The organism is Escherichia sp. B1147, assembly GCF_001660175.1.
Lineage (GTDB): Bacteria > Pseudomonadota > Gammaproteobacteria > Enterobacterales > Enterobacteriaceae > Escherichia > Escherichia whittamii.
On record NZ_LFHY01000012.1, the window covers coordinates 182,183 to 205,069 of the forward strand.

Genomic DNA, 22,887 nt, shown 5'->3' on the forward strand with positions numbered 1-22,887 from the left:
CGATCCTTGTAATCTGCTGGCACGCAAAATTACATACACATGGAGTCTTTATGGATATCATTTCTGTCGCCTTAAAGCGTCATTCCACTAAGGCATTTGATGCCAGCAAAAAACTTACCCCAGAACAGGCAGAGCAGATCAAAACCCTGCTGCAATACAGCCCATCCAGCACCAACTCCCAGCCGTGGCATTTTATTGTTGCCAGCACCGAAGAAGGCAAAGCGCGTGTTGCTAAATCCGCCGCCGAAAATTACGTGTTCAACGAGCGCAAAATGCTTGATGCCTCGCACGTCGTGGTGTTCTGCGCGAAAACTGCGATGGACGATGCCTGGCTGAAACTGGTTGTTGACCAGGAAGATGCCGATGGCCGCTTTGCCACGCCGGAAGCGAAAGCCGCCAACGATAAAGGTCGCAAGTTCTTTGCCGATATGCACCGTAAAGATCTGCATGATGATGCAGAGTGGATGGCAAAACAGGTTTATCTCAATGTTGGTAACTTCCTGCTGGGTGTTGCAGCACTGGGTCTGGACGCGGTACCAATCGAAGGTTTTGATGCCGCCATCCTCGATGAAGAATTTGGTTTGAAAGAGAAAGGCTACACCAGTCTGGTGGTTGTTCCGGTCGGTCATCACAGCGTTGAAGATTTTAACGCTACGCTGCCGAAATCTCGTCTGCCACAAAGTATCACCTTAACCGAAGTGTAATTCTCCTGACAGCCGGGAGTCGATCCCGGCTCAGATTGCTGACAAAGTGCGCTTTGTTTATGCCAGATGCGGCGTGATCGCCTTATCCGGCCTGTAAAATCTTGCCAATTCAATATATTGCAGAACCACCCAGGCCTGATAAGCGTAGTGCATCAGGCAATTTTATATTTGCCATCAGCCCTCGCAGGAAATTCTCCCTCAGATTCTCCTGATTTGCATAACCCTGTTTCAGCCGTCATCATAGGCCGCTGTTGTATAAAGGAGATGTTATGCAGGATTTAATATCCCAGGTTGAAGATTTAGCGGGTATCGAGATTGATCACACCACCTCGATGGTGATGATTTTCGGTATTATTTTTCTGACCGCCGTTGTCGTGCATATTATTTTGCACTGGGTGGTACTACGTACCTTCGAAAAACGCGCCATCGCCAGTTCAAGACTGTGGTTGCAAATCATTACCCAGAATAAACTCTTCCACCGTTTAGCTTTTACCCTGCAGGGGATTATCGTCAATATTCAGGCGGTATTCTGGCTGCAAAAAGGCACCGAAGCGGCTGATATTCTGACCACCTGCGCGCAGTTGTGGATCATGATGTATGCGTTGCTTTCGGTCTTCTCTTTGCTGGATGTTATTTTAAATCTGGCGCAGAAATTCCCGGCGGCAAAGCAGTTACCGTTGAAAGGAATATTTCAGGGGATCAAACTGATCGGCGCAATTCTGGTCGGCATATTGATGATCTCGCTGCTGATTGGCCAGTCGCCAGCAATTCTGATCAGTGGTCTTGGCGCAATGGCCGCTGTGCTGATGTTGGTGTTTAAAGATCCGATCCTCGGTCTGGTGGCCGGCATTCAGCTTTCCGCAAACGATATGCTGAAACTGGGCGACTGGCTGGAGATGCCAAAATATGGCGCGGATGGTGCAGTAATTGATATTGGTTTAACCACCGTCAAAGTGCGCAACTGGGACAATACCATTACCACCATTCCCACCTGGTCTTTGGTTTCTGACTCCTTTAAAAACTGGAGCGGGATGTCAGCATCCGGTGGGCGGCGTATTAAGCGCAGTATCAGTATTGATATCACCAGTATTCGTTTTCTTGATGAAGACGAAATGCAACGTCTGAATAAAGCGCATTTGTTAAAGCCTTATTTAACCAGCCGCCATAAGGAAATTAATGAGTGGAATCGCCAGCAAGGTTCTACGGAGTCGATATTAAACCTGCGGCGGATGACCAATATTGGAACATTTCGCGCCTATCTGAATGAATATCTGCGCAACCATCCGCGGATTCGTAAAGATATGACCTTAATGGTGCGCCAACTGGCACCGGGAGATAATGGTTTACCGCTTGAGATCTATGCGTTTACCAACACCGTGGTGTGGCTGGAATATGAAAGTATTCAGGCTGATATTTTCGACCACATATTTGCTATCGTCGAAGAGTTTGGTCTGCGGCTTCATCAGTCACCAACCGGCAATGATATTCGCTCCCTGGCAGGTGCATTTAAGCAGTAATTAAAAAACCGCTCTCATCAAATGGATGAGAGCGGCTTCAGACTGTTGACATCGTTTTGTCGGATGCGGCGTGAACGCCTTATCCGACCTACGCTACTACACTATTATTTCGCTTTCCGACGCAGCGTTTTAAACGCCACAAACAGGAACACAATCCACACCGGCAGCAAAATTGCAGACAGGCGCATATCATCCATCGTGCACATCAGCAGCAAAATCATGCCGAGGAAAGCAATGCAAAGATAGTTGCCGAACGGATAGAGCAGCGCCTTAAACTGTGTTTCTCGTCCCTGACGTCGCATCGCCGCGCGAAAACGCAGATGCGCCAGGCAGATCATAATCCAGTTCAACAGCAACGTTGCTACCACCAGCGCCATCAGCAGACCAAACGCTTTTTGCGGCAGCAGATAGTTAATCAGCACCACCAGCGAAGTGATCGCTCCGGAAAGCATCAGCGAGTTGATCGGCACGCCGCGATGGCTAACACGGGTAAGAAACTTCGGTGCATTACCCTGCACAGAAAGGCCAAACAGCATGCGGCTGTTGGAGTATACCCCGCTGTTATACACCGACAACGACGCCACCAGAATGACGAAGTTCAGCGCAGAAGCCACCACGTTGCTGTCGAGGTTATGGAAAATCATCACAAACGGGCTACTGTTAGATTTCACTTCCACCCACGGGTAGAGCGCCAGTAAAACCACCAGTGAACCGATATAAAACAGCAGGATACGATAAACCACCTGATTTACCGCTTTCGGAATACTTTTTTCCGGATCGCGTGCTTCAGCGGCTGTAATACCAATCAGTTCCAGACCGCCGAAGGAGAACATAATCACCGCCAGCGACAAAATCAACCCATTCCAGCCGGTGGCAAAGAAGCCGCCGTAGCGCCAGAGGTTGTCGATACTGGCTTTCTCACCGCCGTGACCAGAAAACAATAGCCACAGGCCAAAACCGATCATGCCGATGATCGCCAGCACTTTAATCAGCGCGAACCAGAACTCGGTTTCACCATACAAGCGCACGTTCACCAGGTTAACGGCGTTGATGATAATAAAGAAGGCAGCAGCCCAGATCCAGGTAGGTACATCCGGGAACCAGTACTGCATATAGATGCCCGCAGCAGTCAGCTCTGCCATTCCCACCAGCACGAACATCACCCAGTAGTTCCAGCCGGAAAGGAAGCCCGCAAACGGTCCCCAGTATTTATAGGCAAAGTGGGCAAATGAACCGGATACCGGCTCTTCGACCACCATCTCGCCAAGCTGGCGCATAATCAGGAAAGCGATGATCCCGGCGACGCCGTAGCCCAGCAACACCGCCGGACCTGCCATCTGAATGGCCGGACCAATGCCAAGAAACAGACCAGTACCAATAGCGCCACCCAGCGCAATCAGCTGAATATGACGGTTATGTAATCCCCGATGAAGCGTCGGTTCTTGATTCGACGCAGTATCTTCCGATACGGTTGACGCGTTTTTCACGCCTTTCCCCTGTGTGTCTTTTTTATTGAGGGGCTCCTTTTAACATTTAGTGCTGGTCGTCGCAAGACACAATCCACACAGTTAAACCGGGTATCCCTCCCCGGCTCTGCTTTTATTTCCGCACCTGATGTCGATTCAACCACATCAACTTATACGCCGCCGGAATAATAAACAGCGACAGCAGCGGTGCGGTGATCATGCCGCCAATCATCGGCGCGGCAATGCGGCTCATCACTTCTGAACCCGCCCCCGTTCCCCACAAAATCGGCAGCAGGCCAGCGATAATCACCGCCACCGTCATCGCTTTCGGGCGCACGCGCAGCACCGCGCCGTGATATAACGCTTCATCCAGCTTCTGCTCACTGAATGTTTGCGGATTATTCAGCGACGGATCTGCCTCTATGGCATGACGTAAATACATCAGCATCACCACGCCAAACTCGGCGGCGACTCCGGCGAGGGCGATAAAGCCGGTCCCCGTCGCCACGGAAAGATGAAAGCCCATCCACCACAGGAACCAGATGCCGCCCACCAGCGCAAACGGTACGCTACTGATAATCAGCAGCGCTTCGCCCACGCGACGGAACGCCAGATACAACAACACAAAGATGATCATCAGCGTCATCGGCACCATGAGTTTCAGCTTATGATTGGCACGCTCCAGCAGTTCAAACTGCCCGGAGAACGCCACGCTGGTGCCTGGTTTCAATTGCACTTTTTCGGCTATTGCTTTTTGCAGATCGTGAACCACCGACACCATGTCACGGTCGCGGGCATCGATATAAATCCAGCTCGTCGGTCGCGCATTCTCGGTTTTCAGCATCGATGGTCCGGTGGAGACTTTAACGTCGGCAACGTCCGCAAGGGTGATTTGCTGTTTCATCGGCGTCAGGATCGGCAGCTGTCGCAGCGCCTGCGGGCTATCGCGCCAGCTTTGCGGATAACGCAGATTAATTGGATAACGGGCAATCCCTTCCACCGTTTCGCCAACCATCGCCCCGCCCACGGCAGAAGTCACAAACAACTGCACATCCGCCACCGTCATACCGTAACGCGCGGCTTTTTCACGGTTAATCTCAACGTTGATATAGCGCCCACCTTCCAGGCGCTCGGCTAGAGCAGAAACCACGCCAGGCACCGTTCGCGCCACCTCTTCAATTTGCTCCGCCATCGCGTCGATATCCGCCAGCACGTTGCCAGACACTTTAATACCGATAGGACTTTTAATGCCGGTGGAAAGCATATCGATACGGTTACGGATTGGCGGCACCCACAGATTCGCCAGCCCCGGCAGCCGCACGGTGTTATCCAGCTCTTCGATGATTTTGTCCATCGTCATGCCAGGCCGCCACTGATCCTGCGGCTTAAGCTGAATAGTCGTTTCTACCATCTCTAGCGGTGCAGAGTCGGTGGCGGTTTCCGCTTTCCCGGTTTTGCCAAACACCCGTGCCACTTCCGGCACACTCATAATCAGCTTGTCGGTTTTTTGCAGCATACTCGCCGCCTCTGCCGCGGAAATCCCCGGCAGCGTTGAAGGCATATACAGCAAGTCGCCTTCATTGATCTGCGGTAAAAATTCCCCGCCGACTTTATTAAGCGGCCAGAGAACCGTCAGCACCGAAAGTACAGCCACCAGCAACGTGGTTTTCGGCCAGTGCAGTACTTTCAACAGCAGCGGATGGTAAATACGAATCAAAAAACGATTGAGCGGGTTACTGCTTTCCGCCGGAATTTTGCCACGTATCCAGTAGCCCATCAGGATCGGGATCACCACGATCGCCAGTAGCGCCGCGCCTGCCATGGCATAGGTTTTGGTAAACGCCAGCGGACCAAACAAACGTCCTTCCTGCCCTTCCAGAGTGAAGATCGGGATAAACGACAACGTGATAATCAGCAGACTGATAAACAGCGCCGGCCCCACTTCAACAGATGCATCGGTAATCACCTGCCAGCGCGTTTTATTATCCAGCGTGGTGCCAGGATGCTGGTGCTGCCACTCTTCCAGCCGTTTATGCGCATTCTCGATCATGACGATAGCGGCATCGACCATCGCCCCGACGGCAATCGCAATACCGCCCAGCGACATAATATTGGCGTTCAATCCCTGGAAGTGCATGACAATAAAAGCAATACACAGCCCCAACGGCAACGAAATAATCGCCACCAACGCCGAGCGCACATGCCAGAGGAACAGCGCACAGACAATCGCCACCACAATAAACTCTTCCAGCAACTTGCCGCTAAGGTTGTCGATGGCGCGGTCAATGATCTGGCTGCGATCGTATGTTGTAACTATCTCCACGCCTTCCGGCAGACTGCTTTTTAGCGTTTCCAGCTTGTCCTTCACGGCAGCGATAACTTCACGGGCGTTTTTGCCGGAACGCAGGATCACCACCCCGCCAGCCACTTCGCCTTCGCCGTTCAGTTCGGCAATGCCCCGGCGCATTTCCGGGCCAATCTGGACCTTAGCAACATCACGCAAATAAACGGGTACACCATTTTCACTGGCTTTTAAAACGATGTGATTAAAGTCGTCGAGCGTTTGCAGATAGCCACTGGCGCGCACCATATATTCCGCTTCCGCCAGTTCAATCGACGAACCGCCCGCTTCCTGGTTTGAAGCATCCAGCGCGCTTTTCACTTCGGCGAGACTGATGCCATATTGCGCCAGGCGCTGGGGATCGATAACCACCTGATACTCTTTCACCACGCCGCCCACCGACGCCACTTCCGCAACGTTAGGGATGGTTTTTAGCTCATATTTAAGAAACCAGTCCTGCAATGAGCGTAGATCGGCCAGATCGTGCTTACCGCTGCGATCCACCAGCGCGTATTCATAGATCCAGCCAACGCCCGTGGCGTCTGGTCCCAGCTCGGCGCTGACACCCGCAGGCAGCTTACTCTGCACCTGGTTAAGGTACTCCAGCACCCGCGAGCGCGCCCAATACGGATCGGTGCCATCTTCGAAAATGACATACACATAAGAGTCGCCAAACTGCGAGAAACCGCGCACGGTCTTCGCGCCAGGTACCGACAACATGGTGGTAGTCAGCGGATAAGTGACCTGATTTTCGACGATTTGCGGCGCCTGGCCAGGATAGCTGGTTTTAATAATTACCTGCACATCAGAGAGGTCCGGCAACGCATCCACTGGCGTATTAATGATGGTCCAGGTTCCCCAAATGCTCAGAAACAACGCGCCCATCAGTACCAGAAAACGGTTCGCCACCGAGCGACGAATAATCCATTCAATCATTGGTTATTCCTTCAATGCGCGTGGGCGGCACTTTCAGAGCGCATCCGCTCCAGTGCGCCAGAAATATTGGCTTCGGAATCAATCAGGAACAGGCCGCTGGAAACCACCTTTTCACCTTCCGCCAGACCCGAGCGTAGCGCGGTGACACCTTGCGATGCCTGAAAAACGGCAACGCGTTTAGGTACAAAGCGCCCGTCGGTATCAACGGTAATCACCCGCTGTTCGCTGCCGGTGTCGATCAGCGCCTGTGACGGAATGAGCAGCATCGGTTCGCTGGCAGTGTTGAGTTGCAACCAGGCGTTCATTCCCGGCTTGAGCGCCTCGTCGGCGTTGTCGACTTCCAGACGCAGTTGTAGCGTGCGGGTCGCAGCATCCACGCCGGGTAGCAGAGTCCATTTGCGGATGGTGAGTGTTTTATCAGGTCGCGCCGGAACGGTGAGCGTAAACTGCGAGGCATCTTTCACCAGCCAGGCGATGGACTCCGGGATCGCGGCAGTGACCCACACCGGGTCCATACCCTGGATTTTCGCTACCACGTTATCTTTGGCGATATTCATACCCGCGCGCAGATCAAACGCGGTGATTACACCATCAATGGGCGCTTTGAGCGTAAAGCGAGTCTGGATTTTTTGCGTGGCGATCAGGCGGCGAATATCGGCCTCCGGCATTCCCGCCAGTCGCAGGCGTTCAAGAATGCCTTCAGTCTGGGTCGCCGTACCGCCGGTTTCGCGCAGCAGTAAATACTCACTCTGCGCTTCCACCCAGTCGGGAATGGTCAGGTCGAGAAGCGGTGCGCCTTTTTTCACTTTATCGCCCACAGTAAGCGGATACACCTTGTCGATAAACCCGGCAGCGCGAGCCTGCACAATGGCAAACTGATACTCGTTGTAACTAACATTCGCCGGGAAACTCTGGGCAAAAGTCAGCGGCCCGCGCGTGACGGTAGCCGTTTTCACCCCCAGATTCTGCGTCTGGGTCGGGTCAATGCGCACACCAGACGCAGAACTCTCTTCATCGGCATATTTCGGCACCAGATCCATATCCATAAACGGCGATTTACCTGGTTTATCGAACCGCGTATTGGGATACATCGGGTCGTACCAGAATAAGATTTTACGTTCTGCGGTTGGCGTTTTTTCCACTGGCGGTTCAGCCTTTGCAAACCAGGTAAAACCTGCCGCAGAAATAATACCGCCCGCGATCATGCTGCCGATAATAAGCGCGATTTTTTTCATTGAATTAAACCTGGGTTACTGGCTGACTTTAATATCCTGCAATAAAGAGAGATTGCCCTGCTGGACAAAATTAAACGCCACTTTGTCGCCGTTTTTTATTTCGCTCATTTTCGTCTGCGGAGTGATGGTAAAGCGCATAGTCATCTCCGGCCAGTTCACTGCGGCAATCGGATCGTGATGGATGGTGATTTTTTTGCTTTCCAGATCAACGCCTTTTACCACGCCAGTTGCGCTAATAACCTGTGGTTGTGCTTCGCTCATGGTTTCATGATGATGTTCGTTAGCCTGGGCATTAAAGCCAATAACGGTAAACAAACTGAACATTGCGACTTGCAGTGCTTTTTTCATTTATTCTCTCCTGAAGTTAAAAATTATTGCTGCCAACCGCCACCAAGTGCGGCATATAAAGAAATTTCGTTAACCTGACGGGCATAATTCAGGTCAAGTAAAGTTTGTCGGGTTGCAAATAAAGAACGCTCGGCATCCAGCACTTCCAGATAACTGACCGCGCCGTGCTGATATAATGCCCGTGCCCGTTGCAGGGTAATTTGTAGCGACGCCAGATAACGCTGCTGGGCGCTAATTTGATCATTCAGGCTTTGACGTAATGCCAGCGCATCTGCCACTTCTTTAAAGGCATTCTGGATTTTCTGTTCATAATTCACCACCGACTGCTGCTGGCGAATTTCGGCGATATCCAGATTGGCCTGGTTGCGTCCGGCATTAAAAATAGGGATCTCAATTTTGGGAATAAAATTCCACATCCCGCTGCTGGCGTTAAATAATGATGACAGATCGCTGCTGGCGGTCGATATACCGCTGGTCAGGCTGATAGACGGGAAAAATGCCGCGCGTGCGGCGCCAATATTGGCATTAGCCGCCATTAACGCGTGTTCAGCTTCCATAATATCCGGACGCTGCAATAAGATTTGCGACGACAATCCCGCCGGTAATTTAACGCTTTGCAGGCTGTCGCTGTTTACTGTCTGCGCTTGCGGCAGCTTGCCGTAGCTTCCCAGTAACAGTTGCAATGCATTATTCGCCTGCGCCAGTTCGCCCTGACGTTTAGCAATATCGCTGCGGGTACTTTCAATCACCCCGCGAGCCTGTTCCAGCGCCAGAACATTGCTGCTGCCGGTTAACAGTTGTTTTTCGACAAATGCATATGACTGCTGGTAATTACGCAGCGTTTCTTCGGCTATTTGTAATTGCGCATAGGCCAGTTGCTGATTGAAATAGCTTTGCGCAACATTAGAAACCAGCAGAATATGCACCGCACGCCGGGCTTCCTCAGTTGCTAAATAATTTTGTCGCTCGGCTTCGCTCATGTTCTTTAAGCGACCGAAAAAATCGAGATCAAAGCTGGCGTTAAGGCCAGTCGAAAACTCCCGCGTCGTGGCTGAATCGCCTTTAAGATTGCCGCTCCAGCTGCCGCTGCCCTCGCCATTGAGTTGTGGATAGCGGTCGGCATCGGTCAGACGATATTGCGCCCGTGCCTCCTGCACTTTCAGCGTCGCCATGCGCAAATCCCGGTTATTCACCAGCGCCTCGCCAATCAGCGTTTTCACCTGATTATCAACAAAAAAAGTGCGCCATCCCGCGTTCTGGTAGTTATCTGCCGCGTTAACCAGGCCGTTCTGGCTGAGTGAGAACTGTTGCGGCACAGGCATTGCCGGACGCTGATAATCCGGTGCCAGCGAACAACCGGTTAACGCAAGGGCCACACAAAATGTCAGAAGTTTACAAGGAGACATAGGCACATAATTTCTGGTTATTTTATGCCGCCAACTTTACCCGCCAGGCTCTGATTTTACGGTGACAGGAAAATGACAAAATTGTCATTTTGCCAATAAGCGATTGCCATCTGATCCCGCTACTCTAGAATTGGCCGGGCAACATGCGGAGGGAATATGAAACTGTTGATTGTCGAAGATGAAAAGAAAACCGGCGAATACTTAACCAAAGGGTTAACCGAGGCCGGTTTTGTGGTCGATTTGGCCGATAACGGGCTGAATGGCTACCATCTGGCGATGACCGGAGATTACGACCTGATAATCCTCGATATTATGCTGCCAGACGTGAACGGCTGGGATATCGTGCGCATGTTGCGTTCCGCCAATAAAGGGATGCCGATTCTGCTACTTACTGCGCTGGGAACCATTGAACATCGCGTCAAGGGGCTGGAGCTGGGGGCAGATGACTACCTGGTGAAGCCATTCGCTTTTGCTGAACTGCTGGCGCGAGTGCGCACCTTACTGCGGCGCGGGGCGGCGGTGATTATCGAAAGTCAGTTTCAGGTTGCCGACCTGATGGTTGATCTCGTCAGCCGCAAAGTCACCCGCAGCGGCACACGCATCACTCTGACCAGTAAAGAATTTACCCTGCTGGAGTTTTTTCTCCGCCATCAAGGCGAAGTGCTGCCCCGCTCGCTTATCGCCTCACAGGTGTGGGACATGAATTTCGACAGCGACACCAACGCCATTGATGTGGCAGTGAAGCGGCTGCGCGGCAAAATCGACAACGATTTTGAACCAAAGCTGATTCAAACCGTGCGCGGCGTAGGCTATATGCTTGAGGTGCCGGATGGCCAGTAAGCTGTTTCAGCGCCCGTTTTCGCTGGCAACCCGCCTGACCTTTTTTATCAGCCTTGCCACCATCGCGGCGTTTTTCGCCTTCGCATGGATCATGATCCACTCGGTAAAAGTGCATTTTGCCGAGCAAGATATTAATGATTTAAAAGAGATTAGCGCTACCCTTGAACGGGTACTTAATCACCCTGACGAGACGCAAGCCCGACGCTTAATGACGCTGGAAGACATTGTCAGTGGTTATTCCAATGTGTTGATTTCCCTGGCCGATAGCCACGGTAAAACGGTATATCACTCGCCCGGTGTGCCGGATATCCGCGAATTTGCACGTGATGCCATACCCGATACAGACGCCCGGGGTGGCGAAGTGTTTCTCCTCTCCGGCCCGACGATTATGATGCCGGGTCACGGTCACGGGCATATGGAACACAGCAACTGGCGGATGATTAGCTTGCCGGTAGGCCCGCAGGTGGACGGCAAACCGATTTATACGCTCTACATCGCGCTGTCGATCGATTTTCATCTTCATTACATAAATGATTTGATGAATAAACTTGTCATGACCGCATCGATCATCAGCATCCTGATCGTCTTTATCGTGCTGTTGGCAGTACATAAAGGCCACGCGCCGATCCGCAGCGTCAGCCGTCAGATCCAGAACATTACCTCGAAAGATCTCGACGTTCGCCTCGACCCGCAAACCGTGCCGATTGAGCTGGAGCAGCTGGTACTGTCGTTCAATCATATGATCGAACGTATTGAGGATGTTTTTACCCGCCAGTCAAACTTCTCGGCGGATATCGCCCATGAAATTCGCACGCCAATTACTAACCTCATTACGCAAACGGAAATCGCCCTCAGTCAGTCACGCAGCCAGAAGGAGCTGGAAGATGTGCTCTACTCGAATCTCGAAGAGCTGACGCGAATGGCGAAAATGGTCAGCGATATGCTGTTTCTCGCCCAGGCCGATAACAACCAGTTAATCCCCGAAAAGAAAATGCTCAACCTGGCGGATGAAGTCGGAAAAGTGTTCGATTTTTTCGAGGCGTTAGCGGAAGATCGCGGCGTGGAGCTGCGGTTTGTTGGCGATAAGTGTCAGGCTGCGGGCGATCCGCTGATGCTGCGTCGGGCGTTAAGCAACCTGCTTTCTAACGCTCTGCGTTATACGCCAACCGGAGAGGAAATTGTAGTGTGCTGCCAGACTGCCGATGACAAAGTACAGATCACAGTCGAAAATCCTGGTACGCCGATCCCACCCGAGCACTTACCGCGATTGTTTGACCGCTTCTACCGCGTGGACCCTTCCCGCCAGCGAAAAGGCGAAGGCAGCGGCATTGGTCTGGCGATAGTGAAATCGATTGTCGTCGCGCATAAAGGCACGGTTGCGGTAACGTCAGATACGCGGGGAACAAGGTTTGTGATCACATTACCCGCTTAATCATTCAGCAATCAGTAACTTTTATAACCAGTGTAAAAATAACGTGCCGCAACAGTCATACCTATTAATGGTAAAAAGCTGTCACAATCCATAAAAAACCTTAATATACGCCACCCAAAACATAACCAGCGTTAATGTAAGGCTTTTTTGTGAACTGGCTTCTTGATGTTTTTGCTACCTGGCTCTATGGCTTAAAAGTAATCGCGATAACGTTAGCGGTCATAATGTTCATCAGCGGACTGGACGATTTTTTCATTGATGTCGTCTACTGGGTACGCCGCATTAAGCGCAAGTCGAGTGTTTATCGCCGCTACCCGCGAATGAGTTACCGCGAACTGTATAAGCCGGATGAAAAACCCTTAGCGATTATGGTTCCGGCGTGGAATGAAACGGGCGTCATCGGCAATATGGCCGAACTGGCGGCAACCACGCTCGACTACGAAAACTATCATATCTTTGTTGGCACTTACCCGAACGACCCTGATACCCAGCGTGATGTTGACGAAGTGTGCGCTCGCTTCCCGAACGTGCATAAGGTGGTCTGTGCGCGTCCTGGCCCCACCAGTAAAGCAGACTGTCTGAACAATGTGCTGGACGCCATCACCCAGTTTGAACGTAGCGCCAATTTTGCCTTTGCTGGTTTTATTCTGCATGATGCTGAAGACGTGATTTCGCCAATGGAATTGCGTCTGTTCAACTATCTGGTGGAACGTAAAGATCTGATTCAGATCCCTGTCTATCCGTTTGAACGCGAGTGGACACACTTCACCAGCATGACCTATATCGATGAATTTTCAGAACTACATGGCAAAGATGTTCCAGTGCGAGAAGCTCTCGCCGGACAAGTGCCTAGCGCAGGCGTCGGCACCTGCTTCAGCCGCCGTGCCGTGACCGCACTGTTAGCCGACGGTGACGGTATCGCTTTCGACGTGCAGAGTCTTACTGAAGATTACGACATTGGTTTCCGCCTGAAAGAAAAAGGTATGACGGAAATTTTTGTCCGTTTTCCAGTGGTGGACGAAGCCAAAGAACGCGAGCAGCGTAAATTTTTACAGCACGCGCGGACGTCAAACATGATCTGCGTGCGCGAATATTTCCCCGATACCTTTTCCACCGCCGTTCGACAAAAGTCTCGCTGGATCATCGGCATTGTTTTCCAGGGCTTTAAAACCCACAAATGGACCTCCAGCCTGACGTTGAACTACTTTTTGTGGCGCGATCGCAAAGGGGCAATCAGTAACTTTGTCAGCTTCCTCGCGATGCTGGTGATGATCCAGCTTTTGCTGTTGATGGCGTATGAAAGTTTGTGCTCCGATGCCTGGCATTTTCTTTCTATTTTCAGCGGCAGCGCATGGTTAATGACCCTGCTGTGGCTAAACTTTGGCTTGATGATCAACCGCATTGTGCAGCGAGTGATTTTTGTCACTGGCTACTACGGCCTGACGCAAGGCTTACTGTCCGTCCTGCGGCTATTCTGGGGCAACCTGATTAACTTTATGGCCAACTGGCGCGCGCTGAAACAGGTTCTTCAGCACGGCGATCCGCGTCGCGTGGCATGGGATAAAACGACGCACGATTTCCCCAGCGTGACTGGTGATACCCGTTCGTTGCGCCCGTTAGGTCAAATTCTGCTGGAAAATCAGGTCATCACCGAAGAGCAACTCGATACAGCACTGCGTAATCGTGTTGAAGGTTTACGTCTCGGCGGTTCGATGCTTATGCAAGGATTGATTAGCGCCGAACAACTGGCGCAAGCGCTGGCTGAACAAAACGGCGTGGCGTGGGAGTCCATCGATGCCTGGCAGATCCCTTCCTCACTGATTGCCGAGATGCCAGCCTCCGTGGCGCTGCATTATGCGGTGCTGCCGCTGCGCATGGAAAATGAAGAGTTAATTGTCGGCAGTGAAGACGGCATCGACCCTGTTTCGCTGGCGGCGCTGGCGCGTAAGGTCGGACGAAAAGTACGTTACGTCATTGTTCTGCGTGGACAAATTGTCACCGGATTACGTCACTGGTATGCTCGCCGACGCGGCCATGACCCGCGGTCAATGTTGCACAATGCGGTTCAGCATCAGTGGCTCACGGAACAACAAGCCAGCGATATCTGGCGGCAATATGTGCCGCATCAGTTCCTGTTCGCTGAAATACTGACTACGCTCGGTCATATTAATCGTTCAGCAATTAACGTGTTGTTGCTGCGCCATGAACGCAGCTCTCTGCCGCTCGGCAAATTTTTGGTCACCGAAGGCGTTATCAGCCAGGAAACGCTGGATCGCGTACTGTCAATTCAGCGCGAATTACAAGTTTCAATGCAATCACTATTACTAAAAGCAGGTTTAACCACCGAACAGGTTGCGCAACTGGAGTCCGAAAATGAAGGAGAATAACCTTAATCGCATCATCGGATGGTCTGGTTTGCTGCTGACGTCCTTATTGAGTACCAGCGCACTCGCAGACACTATCGGCACCAGCGCAGAAGAGCTGGGGCTTAGTGACTATCGCCATTTTGTTATTTACCCCCGTCTCGATAAGGCGCTGAAGGCACAGAAAAATAACGACGAAGCAACCGCCATCCGTGAATTTGAATATATACATCAGCAGGTGCCGGATAACATTCCGTTGACGTTATATCTGGCGGAAGCTTATCGCCATTTTGGTCATGATGACCGCGCGCGATTATTGCTTGAGGATCAACTGAAACGTCATCCTGGAGATGCCCGACTTGAGCGAAACCTGGCGGCAATTCCAGTGGAAGTTAAAACCGTGACTACTGTTGAAGAACTGCTCGACCAGCAAAAAGCGTGCGATGCTGCGCCGACCCTGCGTTGTCGCAGCGAAGTCGGGCAGAATGCGCTGCGGCTGGCGCAGTTGCCTGTCGCCAGAGCACAACTGAACGATGCAAAGTTTGCCGCGTCGCCGGAAGGAAAAACGTTGCGGACCGATCTGCTACAACGGGCAATCTACCTGAAACAATGGTCGCAGGCAGATACGCTATACAATGAAGCACGCCAGCAGAACACATTAAGCGCGACGGAGCGCCGCCAGTGGTTTGACGTGCTTCTTGCCGGACAACTGGACGATCGGATCCTGGCACTGCAATCGCTGGGGATCTTCACCGATCCACAGTCGTATATTACTTACGCGACCGCGCTGGCTTATCGTGGCGAAAAAGCACGTCTCCAGCGTTATCTGGCTGAAAATACGCCGCTATTTACCACTGATGCACAAGAAAAAAGCTGGCTCTATCTGTTATCAAAATACAGTGACAACCCGGTGCAGGCATTGGCGAATCATCAGGTACAGTTTGCCGATAACCGCCAGTATGTTGTTGGCGCGACGCTACCAGTGCTGTTAAAAGAAGGCCAATACGACGCAGCGCAAAAACTGCTCGCTACCCTCCCCGCCGATGAAATGCTTGAAGAGCGTTATGCCGTCAGCGTGGCGACACGTAATAAAGCAGAAGCGCTGCGTCTGGCACGATTGTTATATCAACGAGAACCGACAAATCTTACGCGTCTGGATCAACTGACCTGGCAACTGATGCAGGCCGGGCAGTCACGCGAAGCTGCCGATTTATTGCTGCAACGCTATCCCTTCCAGGGTGATGCGACCGTCAGTCATACTTTAATGACTCGACTGGCTTCTCTACTGGATAGTCATCCTTACCTGGCAACACCTGCAAAGGTGGCGATTTTATCAAAGCCCTTGCCGCTGGCGGAGCAGCGTCAGTGGCAAAGCCAGTTACCGGGTATTGCGGATAATTGCCCGGCAATCGTTCGTTTACTTGGGGATATGTCACCTTCCTACGATGCTGCCGCCTGGAACCGTCTGGCAAAGTGTTATCGGGAAACTCTCCCCGGCGTGGCGTTATATGCCTGGCTTCAGGCGGAAAAAAGGCAACCGAACGTCTGGCAACATCGCGCTGTGGCTTATCAGGCATACCAGGTGGAAGACTACAATACCGCCCTGGCGGCCTGGCAGAAAATCAGCTTACGCGACATGAGCAATGAGGACCTGCTCGCCGCTGCCAATACCGCCCAGGCAGCAGGAAATGGCGCAGCTCGCGATCGCTGGCTGCAACAAGCAGAACAACGTGGGCTGGGAAACAATGCCCAATACTGGTGGCTGCATGCGCAACGTTATATTCCTGGTCAGCCGGAGCTCGCACTGAACGATCTTACTCGCTCAATCAATATTGCCCCTTCAGCCAAAGCATACGTCGCACGGGCAACGATTTACCGGCAACAGCATAATATTCCTGCAGCGGTGAGCGATCTGCGCGCCGCGCTTGAGCTGGAACCGAATAACAGCAACACCCAGGCGGCGCTCGGTTACGCCTTGTGGGATAGCGGTGATATCGCGCAGTCGCAGGAAATGCTGGAACAGGCACATAAAGGATTACCGGACGATCCGGCACTGATCCGACAACTGGCCTACGTGAATCAGCGTCTGGATGATATGCCTGCGACGCAGCACTACGCCCGGCTGGTAATTGATGACATTGATAACCAGGCGCTGATAACCCCACTGACGCCGGAGCAAAATCAGCAACGCTTCAATTTCCGTCGCTTGCATGAAGACGTTGGTCGCCGCTGGACGTTCAGTTTCGATTCCTCCATCGGCTTGCGTTCTGGCGCAATGAGTACCGCTAACAACAATGTCGGCGGCGCAGCACCGGGGAAAAGCTATCGTAGCTACGGGCAACTGGAAGCCGAATACCGCATTGGACGCAATATGCTGCTGGAAGGCGACTTGCTTTCAGTTTACAGCCGCGTATTTGCCGATACCGGAGAAAACGGTGTGGCAATGCCGGTGAAAAATCCAATGTCCGGTACTGGCCTGCGCTGGAAACCGCTGCGCGATCAGATCTTTTTCCTTGCCGTTGAACAACAGTTCCCGCTGAACGGGCAAAATGGCGCATCCGACACTATGCTGCGCGCCAGTGCTTCATTCTTTAACGGCGGTAAATACAGCGACGAGTGGCACCCGAACGGTCCGGGCTGGTTTGCCCAAAACCTGTATCTCGATGCGGCACAATATGTTCGCCAGGATATTCAGGCATGGACGGCAGATTACCGCGTGAGCTGGCATCAGAAAGTAGCAAACGGGCAAACCATTGAACCTTATGCTCACATTCAGGGTAACGGCTACCGGGATAAAGGTACTCAGGGCGCGCAGCTTGGCGGTGTTGGCGTGCGCTGGAATATCTGGACTGGTGAAACGCATTACGATGCTTGGCCGCATAAAGTGAGCCTTGGCGTCGAATATCAGCATACCTTTAAGGCGATTAATCAACGTAGCGGAGAACGCAACAACGCGTTTCTCACCATTGGAGTGCACTGGTAAATGCGTAAGTTATTTTTCGTAATGCTGACACTGCTGTTAGTCAGCCCTTTTTCTTTTGCGATGAAAGGTATTATCTGGCAACCACAAAATCGTGACAGTCAGGTCACCGACGCCCAGTGGCAGGGACTGATGAGTCAGTTGCGTCTCCAGGGCTTCGACACCCTGATTCTGCAATGGACCCGTTATGGCGATGCCTTCACTCAGCCAAAAGATCGTGCATTATTGTTCAGTCGCGCAGCGGCAGCGCAACACGCAGGCCTGAAGCTGATTGTTGGTCTGAATGCCGATCCGGAATTTTTCATGCATCAGAAGCAGTCCTCCGCAGCGCTGGAGAGCTATCTTAATCGCCTGCTGGCCGCCGATCTCCAGCAAGCCAGATTATGGAGCGCCGCGCCTGGCGTGACGCCGGATGGCTGGTACATCAGTGCGGAAATTGACGACCTGAACTGGCGCAGCGAAGCCGCCCGTCAGCCATTGCTGAAATGGTTAAACAATTCGCAGCGGCTGATTAGCAATGTTTCGGCAAAACCGGTTTATATCAGTAGTTTCTTTGCCGGAAATATGACGCCCGATGGCTATCGGCAACTGCTGGAACAAGTTAAAGCAACCGGCGTTAATGTCTGGGTACAGGATGGCAGCGGCGTGGATAAACTCACCGCCGGACAGCGTGAGCGTTATCTGCAAGCCAGCGCAGATTGCCAGGCTTCCTCACCCGCCAGCGGTATTGTTTATGAACTGTTTATCGCGGGCAAAGGTAAAACATTTGAAGCTAAACCAAAACCGAATGCGGAGATCGCCTCGTTGTTAGCGAAGCGTTCCGCCTGCGGCAAAGACACGCTTTATTTCTCCCTACGCTATTTGCCCGTCGCGCGTGGCATCCTCGAGTATTAATTGTTTAAGGGAGCAACTTTGCTTGCTCCCTTCCTTTTCACTTTCCTAATCAGAATCCTGTCTGTATTAATTGTTTAGCTGGCTCTCTGTTTTCAACGCATTTTATGCGTCTGGCGTGTTTCGATTATTTAGAAAAACCGCGACAAAAAAGTGATGGTTTAATTTGCGAAAGAGGAGGCGTTAAAGGAAGAATATAGGTAAAACCAATTTCATCGACTAACTGTTTGTTCTGGATGCCTTCATTTTCCTCCCAGTCAATAGATGACAGGAAGGTTTTAAACTGCTGTTTGTCTTAAAACTTCAAAGCTCATTCTTTCATACGTTCTCTTTTAATTATCTGTCCTCCAATCAAATATTCTTATCAGCGGTTACACCATTATATTCACAATAAACATTATTACCCGCTTTACCATTTGTCACCACATGATAGTTGCCATCAGATCTTGCAATGCTTCGGCTCAGGCTTACACTTGCGGCGATTTGGCACTTTCTAGATATTCCCGTACAAGACACAAATAATCGGCGTAGCCACTACTCAGAGGGGGTATATAATAATATTCATACCACTATATAAATTTTAAATAAGAATAATAATTCATTGACTGCATTAATATCAGCATATTCCTTTACACAGGAATAAACTCTTCCATTTAATAAACAAAGAGAGTCAATGATGAGTAAAATTACAGGTGTTTTAGTTGATAACCATATCTATGATATTAGCAATGATATGAAGTTTGGTTACAATTTTCCTAACAACTTGTTCCCTGGAGCCACCTTCAAGATGGTCATTGATAATGCCCCTGTTAATAATGATAAGGTAACATGGAGCTGTGGCACTGAAGCAGACAACAATATTCTGGCGGTTAGTCAGGATGGCACAGTGACTTTTCCGAACGTAGATGAAAAGTGCGTTTGGAAGTTATTTTCTATTATCGCTACTGATAAAATAACAAATCAATTTGCCGATGGTTATATATTTATCGTGAAGCGTTTTTTCAAATACAGCACTGAAACTTATCATTCAGTTAAAGATATTTTACCGTGGAATAAAAAATGAACGGGGAATTTCCTGAAGCGCAGAATATCGATAGTTATGATTATGATGATAATTATGCAACACATATTATCAAGCGAGAAGTTAACGCAAGACTTTACCAGGAATGGGGTAATATAGCTAATAGTGGATGGAACACAATTAATGAGGACTCCGGTGTGTGTGGCATTTACGCCTTTAATAAAGATAATAATTCTTATTATTATCTTAGCAATGATGGGTTCAGACAGAAATTTGGGGCAGGTTACCATGCTCAGGCAGTTGCATCCTACAGTGAACGCATCGTCTGATTGTGCTTTTTGTCCACTATCATTTGCATTATTGCAGCGTAAACATTCACTAAAATTATAAAATTTAACTTACGCATAACCACCCGTTCAGCGGGTGGTTCTCATATTTATCCACAATGTGGATGAAGTTTAAAAAATAAACAGTTTTTTATACTGCTATAAACAATTAATTCTCGGCAGCTAATAACTACAGCCCCTGTTTCCCCATTTACCACCAATCTCCGTTTCATCACAAAATGTTGGCGGCATTTCTCGCTGAAAACTTTATTACTATTGTTCAGAACACAAATATGGTAATCCCCTGCTCCACTAACCTAAAAACATTTACCAGCAGTATAAAAAGCAGTCCGTATAAAGATACGGGCTGCTTTATGTTTATACGATTCAAAAGTAATTATTTTTAATGTGGTGTGCTTCGTGACAACAGGTTAATTACCAACACTCCGGCACAAATCAACATCATGCCTATAATGGCTGGCAGATCCAGCCGTTGGCCGAAAAATCCCCAGGAAAGTAAGCTAATCAGGACGATACCGACGCCTGACCAGATAGCATAAGCAATCCCTGTAGGAATATAAGCCAGCGTCTGAGCTAATAACCAGAATGATGTACAGTAACAAATAATCGTACCAACAGAGGGCCATAACCGTGTAAACCCCTCTGAAAACTTCATTAAGGTTGTACCAATGACCTCTGCAAGTATTGCGCCACCAAGATAAATATAAGGGTTCATAGCATATTCTTTCCTGTTAATACCGAAGAGAATTGTACTACAGTTTGAACTTAACTCACCGGATTCATTCTGGTGCATTCATTGATGTTCTTCATCAGTGCTTGAGGAAATGGGCGGATGGGAATCCATTGAAATGGTGCGTAGATATGCTCACTTTGCGCCTAATCATTTGACGGAGCACGCGAGGAAAATAGACGACATTTTTGGTAATGATGTCCCAAATACGTCCACTCTGAAATTATGAAGGAAATAAAGAAGGCGTAACTAATTGAATTGTAATGGCGCGCCCTGCAGGATTCGAACCTGCGGCCCACGACTTAGAAGGTCGTTGCTCTATCCAACTGAGCTAAGGGCGCATTGATGCTGTGATGCAGTTCAACCGCGTGAATTATACGGTCAACCCTTGCTGAGTCAATGGCTTTTGAACTGGTTGCTGAACAAGTGTACGACCACATCAGATTTAGCTCACTACGGCGGCAAACCAACGACGGTTATCATTATCGCCAGGTACAGAAGGTTTTACTTTCCTGAAAACGAAAACTGACATCACGCCCCGCTTCTGACAAAATAGACGCATCCCCTTCGACCTACGTAACAGATGGAATCCTCTCTCTGATGGCAGCAAAGATTATAGATGGTAAAACGATTGCGCAGCAGGTGCGCTCTGAGGTTGCTCAAAAAGTTCAGGCGCGTATTGCAGCCGGACTGCGGGCGCCGGGACTGGCCGTTGTGCTGGTGGGCAGCAACCCTGCATCGCAAATTTATGTCGCAAGCAAACGCAAAGCTTGCGAAGAGGTGGGATTCATCTCCCGCTCATACGATCTTCCGGAAACTACCAGCGAAGCAGAGCTGCTGGAGCTTATCGATGTACTGAATGCCGACAACACCATCGATGGCATTCTGGTGCAACTGCCATTACCGGCGGGAATTGATAACGTCAAAGTGCTGGAACGTATTCACCCGGACAAAGACGTGGACGGTTTCCATCCTTACAACGTCGGTCGTCTGTGCCAGCGCGCTCCGCGTCTGCGTCCTTGCACCCCGCGCGGTATCGTCACGCTGCTTGAGCGTTACAACATTGATACCTTTGGCCTCAACGCCGTGGTGATTGGCGCATCGAACATCGTTGGCCGCCCGATGAGCATGGAACTGCTGCTGGCAGGTTGCACCACCACCGTTACCCACCGTTTCACTAAAAATCTGCGTCATCACGTAGAAAACGCCGATCTGCTGATCGTCGCCGTCGGCAAGCCGGGCTTTATTCCTGGTGACTGGATCAAAGAAGGCGCAATTGTGATTGATGTCGGCATCAACCGTCTGGAAAATGGCAAAGTTGTGGGCGACGTTGTGTTTGAAGACGCGGCTAAACGCGCCTCGTACATTACGCCTGTTCCCGGCGGCGTTGGCCCGATGACGGTTGCCACGCTGATTGAAAACACGCTACAGGCGTGCGTTGAATATCATGATCCACAGGGTGAGTAACATGGCGACATTTTCTTTAGGTAAACATCCGCACGTTGAGCTGTGCGACTTACTGAAACTGGAAGGCTGGAGCGAAAGCGGCGCGCAGGCGAAAATCGTCATTGCTGAAGGCCAGGTAAAAGTCGACGGCGCGGTCGAAACGCGCAAACGCTGCAAAATCGTCGCCGGGCAGACAGTAAGTTTTGCAGGTCACAGCGTACAGGTTGTTGCCTGATCCCTTTCCCGGCCTGTATCAACAGGCCGGTTCTCTTTTCAGACTTTTGCCCTCTACGCCCCGTTCAGCCATGCTGATAGCATCGACATTTTGCCGAAGCGATCATCATGCCAACCGTTATTACTCACGCCGCAGTCCCCCTTTGTCTGGGCTTAGGACTGGGGTCGAAAATCATCCCGCCACGTCTGTTATTTGCCGGAATTGTCCTGGCGATGCTGCCCGATGCCGACGTATTGTCGTTTAAATTTGGCGTTGCTTACGGCAATGTTTTTGGTCATCGCGGGTTTACCCATTCGCTGGCGTTTGCGTTTGTTGTCCCGCTGCTATGCGTACTTATTGGTCGACGATGGTTCAGGGCTGGGCTGATTCGCTGCTGGCTGTTTTTAACCGTCTCGTTGCTCTCGCACAGTTTGCTGGATTCGGTAACCACTGGCGGTAAAGGCGTTGGCTGGCTATGGCCGTGGTCAGATGAACGCTTTTTCGCTCCCTGGCAGGTGATTAAGGTCGCACCGTTTGCGTTGTCTCGTTACACCACGCCGTACGGACATCAGGTGATTATTTCTGAATTGATGTGGGTATGGTTGCCGGGAATGGTGCTGATGGGAATGTTGTGGTGGAGCAGGCGATAACCGGATGCGAGAGAACTCGC

18 protein-coding genes, 1 tRNA gene and 1 pseudogene are annotated in these 22,887 nt (G+C 50.8%); 13 read left to right on the forward strand and 7 right to left on the reverse strand.

Going from position 1 to position 22,887, the window contains the following annotated elements:
• Nucleotides 1–50: 50 nt before the first annotated feature.
• On the forward strand, nt 51–704 hold the full coding sequence (nfsB, locus tag A9180_RS12130; RefSeq protein ID WP_064529012.1) for an oxygen-insensitive NAD(P)H nitroreductase: 654 nt from the start codon (nt 51–53) through the stop codon (nt 702–704).
• 269 nt (nt 705–973) lie between these two features.
• Nucleotides 974–2,221: a mechanosensitive ion channel YbdG gene (gene ybdG / locus A9180_RS12135; protein WP_064529013.1), complete on the forward strand. Its 1,248-nt coding sequence runs from the start codon at nt 974–976 to the stop codon at nt 2,219–2,221.
• 104 nt (nt 2,222–2,325) lie between these two features.
• Here the strand turns inward: ybdG and pheP are convergent, their stop codons facing one another.
• The 5 genes from pheP to cusC form a co-directional block, all read right to left on the reverse strand.
• The gene (gene pheP, locus A9180_RS12140) at nt 2,326–3,708 is read right to left on the reverse strand and encodes a phenylalanine transporter (protein ID WP_064529014.1); all 1,383 of its coding nucleotides are present in this window, start codon (nt 3,706–3,708) and stop codon (nt 2,326–2,328) included.
• A 112-nt stretch (nt 3,709–3,820) separates the two neighbouring features.
• Nucleotides 3,821–6,964: a Cu(+)/Ag(+) efflux RND transporter permease subunit CusA gene (gene cusA / locus A9180_RS12145; protein WP_064529015.1), complete on the reverse strand. Its 3,144-nt coding sequence runs from the start codon at nt 6,962–6,964 to the stop codon at nt 3,821–3,823.
• Nucleotides 6,965–6,975: 11 nt separating this feature from the next.
• Nucleotides 6,976–8,199 carry a Cu(+)/Ag(+) efflux RND transporter periplasmic adaptor subunit CusB gene (gene cusB / locus A9180_RS12150; RefSeq protein WP_064529016.1) on the reverse strand — a complete coding sequence of 408 codons (1,224 nt, stop codon included), beginning with the start codon at nt 8,197–8,199 and terminating at the stop codon, nt 6,976–6,978.
• A 15-nt stretch (nt 8,200–8,214) separates the two neighbouring features.
• Nucleotides 8,215–8,547: a Cu(+)/Ag(+) efflux RND transporter periplasmic metallochaperone CusF gene (gene cusF, locus A9180_RS12155; RefSeq protein ID WP_064529017.1), complete on the reverse strand. Its 333-nt coding sequence runs from the start codon at nt 8,545–8,547 to the stop codon at nt 8,215–8,217.
• Between the two features lie 23 nt (nt 8,548–8,570).
• Nucleotides 8,571–9,953 (reverse strand): Cu(+)/Ag(+) efflux RND transporter outer membrane channel CusC, encoded by a 1,383-nt coding sequence (cusC, locus tag A9180_RS12160; RefSeq protein WP_064529018.1) that lies wholly within the window; start codon nt 9,951–9,953, stop codon nt 8,571–8,573.
• A gap of 156 nt (nt 9,954–10,109) precedes the next feature.
• On the opposite strand from cusC, the gene cusR reads away from it, so the two are divergent.
• From cusR to A9180_RS24755, 7 genes are all read left to right on the forward strand, one after another.
• Complete coding sequence (gene cusR / locus A9180_RS12165) at nt 10,110–10,793, forward strand: copper response regulator transcription factor CusR (protein ID WP_000770953.1); 684 nt, start codon at nt 10,110–10,112, stop codon at nt 10,791–10,793.
• Nucleotides 10,783–12,225, forward strand: a complete 1,443-nt coding sequence (cusS, locus tag A9180_RS12170) for a Cu(+)/Ag(+) sensor histidine kinase CusS (RefSeq protein ID WP_064529019.1) — start codon at nt 10,783–10,785, stop codon at nt 12,223–12,225. Before cusR ends, cusS begins: the two co-directional genes overlap by 11 nt.
• Nucleotides 12,226–12,374: 149 nt before the next feature.
• Nucleotides 12,375–14,612, forward strand: coding sequence for a cyclic di-3',5'-guanylate-activated glycosyltransferase NrfB (gene nrfB, locus A9180_RS12175; RefSeq protein ID WP_064529020.1), 2,238 nt, complete (start codon nt 12,375–12,377; stop codon nt 14,610–14,612).
• Complete coding sequence (nfrA, locus tag A9180_RS12180) at nt 14,599–17,571, forward strand: bacteriophage adsorption protein NfrA (protein ID WP_064529021.1); 2,973 nt, start codon at nt 14,599–14,601, stop codon at nt 17,569–17,571. The genes nrfB and nfrA overlap by 14 nt, the downstream gene beginning before the upstream one ends.
• Entirely contained in the window at nt 17,572–18,462 is an 891-nt protein-coding gene (locus tag A9180_RS12185; RefSeq protein WP_064529022.1) for a DUF4434 family protein, read from the forward strand.
• A gap of 670 nt (nt 18,463–19,132) precedes the next feature.
• Nucleotides 19,133–19,522 (forward strand): hypothetical protein, encoded by a 390-nt coding sequence (locus A9180_RS24750; RefSeq protein WP_241957066.1) that lies wholly within the window; start codon nt 19,133–19,135, stop codon nt 19,520–19,522.
• The gene (locus A9180_RS24755; protein ID WP_241957067.1) at nt 19,519–19,809 is read left to right on the forward strand and encodes a hypothetical protein; all 291 of its coding nucleotides are present in this window, start codon (nt 19,519–19,521) and stop codon (nt 19,807–19,809) included. The genes A9180_RS24750 and A9180_RS24755 overlap by 4 nt, the downstream gene beginning before the upstream one ends.
• A gap of 400 nt (nt 19,810–20,209) precedes the next feature.
• On the opposite strand, the gene emrE is transcribed toward A9180_RS24755, so the two are convergent.
• Nucleotides 20,210–20,542 (reverse strand): multidrug efflux SMR transporter EmrE, encoded by a 333-nt coding sequence (emrE, locus tag A9180_RS12195; RefSeq protein WP_064529023.1) that lies wholly within the window; start codon nt 20,540–20,542, stop codon nt 20,210–20,212.
• A gap of 94 nt (nt 20,543–20,636) precedes the next feature.
• On the opposite strand from emrE, the pseudogene A9180_RS12200 reads away from it, so the two are divergent.
• Nucleotides 20,637–20,806 (forward strand): annotated as a pseudogene (locus A9180_RS12200) (integrase); the annotation flags it as partial.
• A gap of 15 nt (nt 20,807–20,821) precedes the next feature.
• On the opposite strand, the gene A9180_RS12205 reads toward A9180_RS12200, so the two are convergent.
• Nucleotides 20,822–20,898, reverse strand: a tRNA-Arg gene (locus A9180_RS12205).
• A gap of 259 nt (nt 20,899–21,157) precedes the next feature.
• On the opposite strand from A9180_RS12205, the gene folD reads away from it, so the two are divergent.
• The 3 genes from folD to A9180_RS12225 all read left to right on the forward strand — a co-directional run bounded on the left by folD (nt 21,158) and on the right by A9180_RS12225 (nt 22,867).
• The gene (gene folD / locus A9180_RS12215) at nt 21,158–22,024 is read left to right on the forward strand and encodes a bifunctional methylenetetrahydrofolate dehydrogenase/methenyltetrahydrofolate cyclohydrolase FolD (RefSeq protein ID WP_064529024.1); all 867 of its coding nucleotides are present in this window, start codon (nt 21,158–21,160) and stop codon (nt 22,022–22,024) included.
• Nucleotide 22,025: 1 nt separating this feature from the next.
• Complete coding sequence (gene ybcJ / locus A9180_RS12220; protein ID WP_000190295.1) at nt 22,026–22,238, forward strand: ribosome-associated protein YbcJ; 213 nt, start codon at nt 22,026–22,028, stop codon at nt 22,236–22,238.
• Nucleotides 22,239–22,345: 107 nt separating this feature from the next.
• Nucleotides 22,346–22,867, forward strand: coding sequence for a metal-dependent hydrolase (locus tag A9180_RS12225; protein ID WP_064529025.1), 522 nt, complete (start codon nt 22,346–22,348; stop codon nt 22,865–22,867).
• Nucleotides 22,868–22,887: the final 20 nt, after the last annotated feature.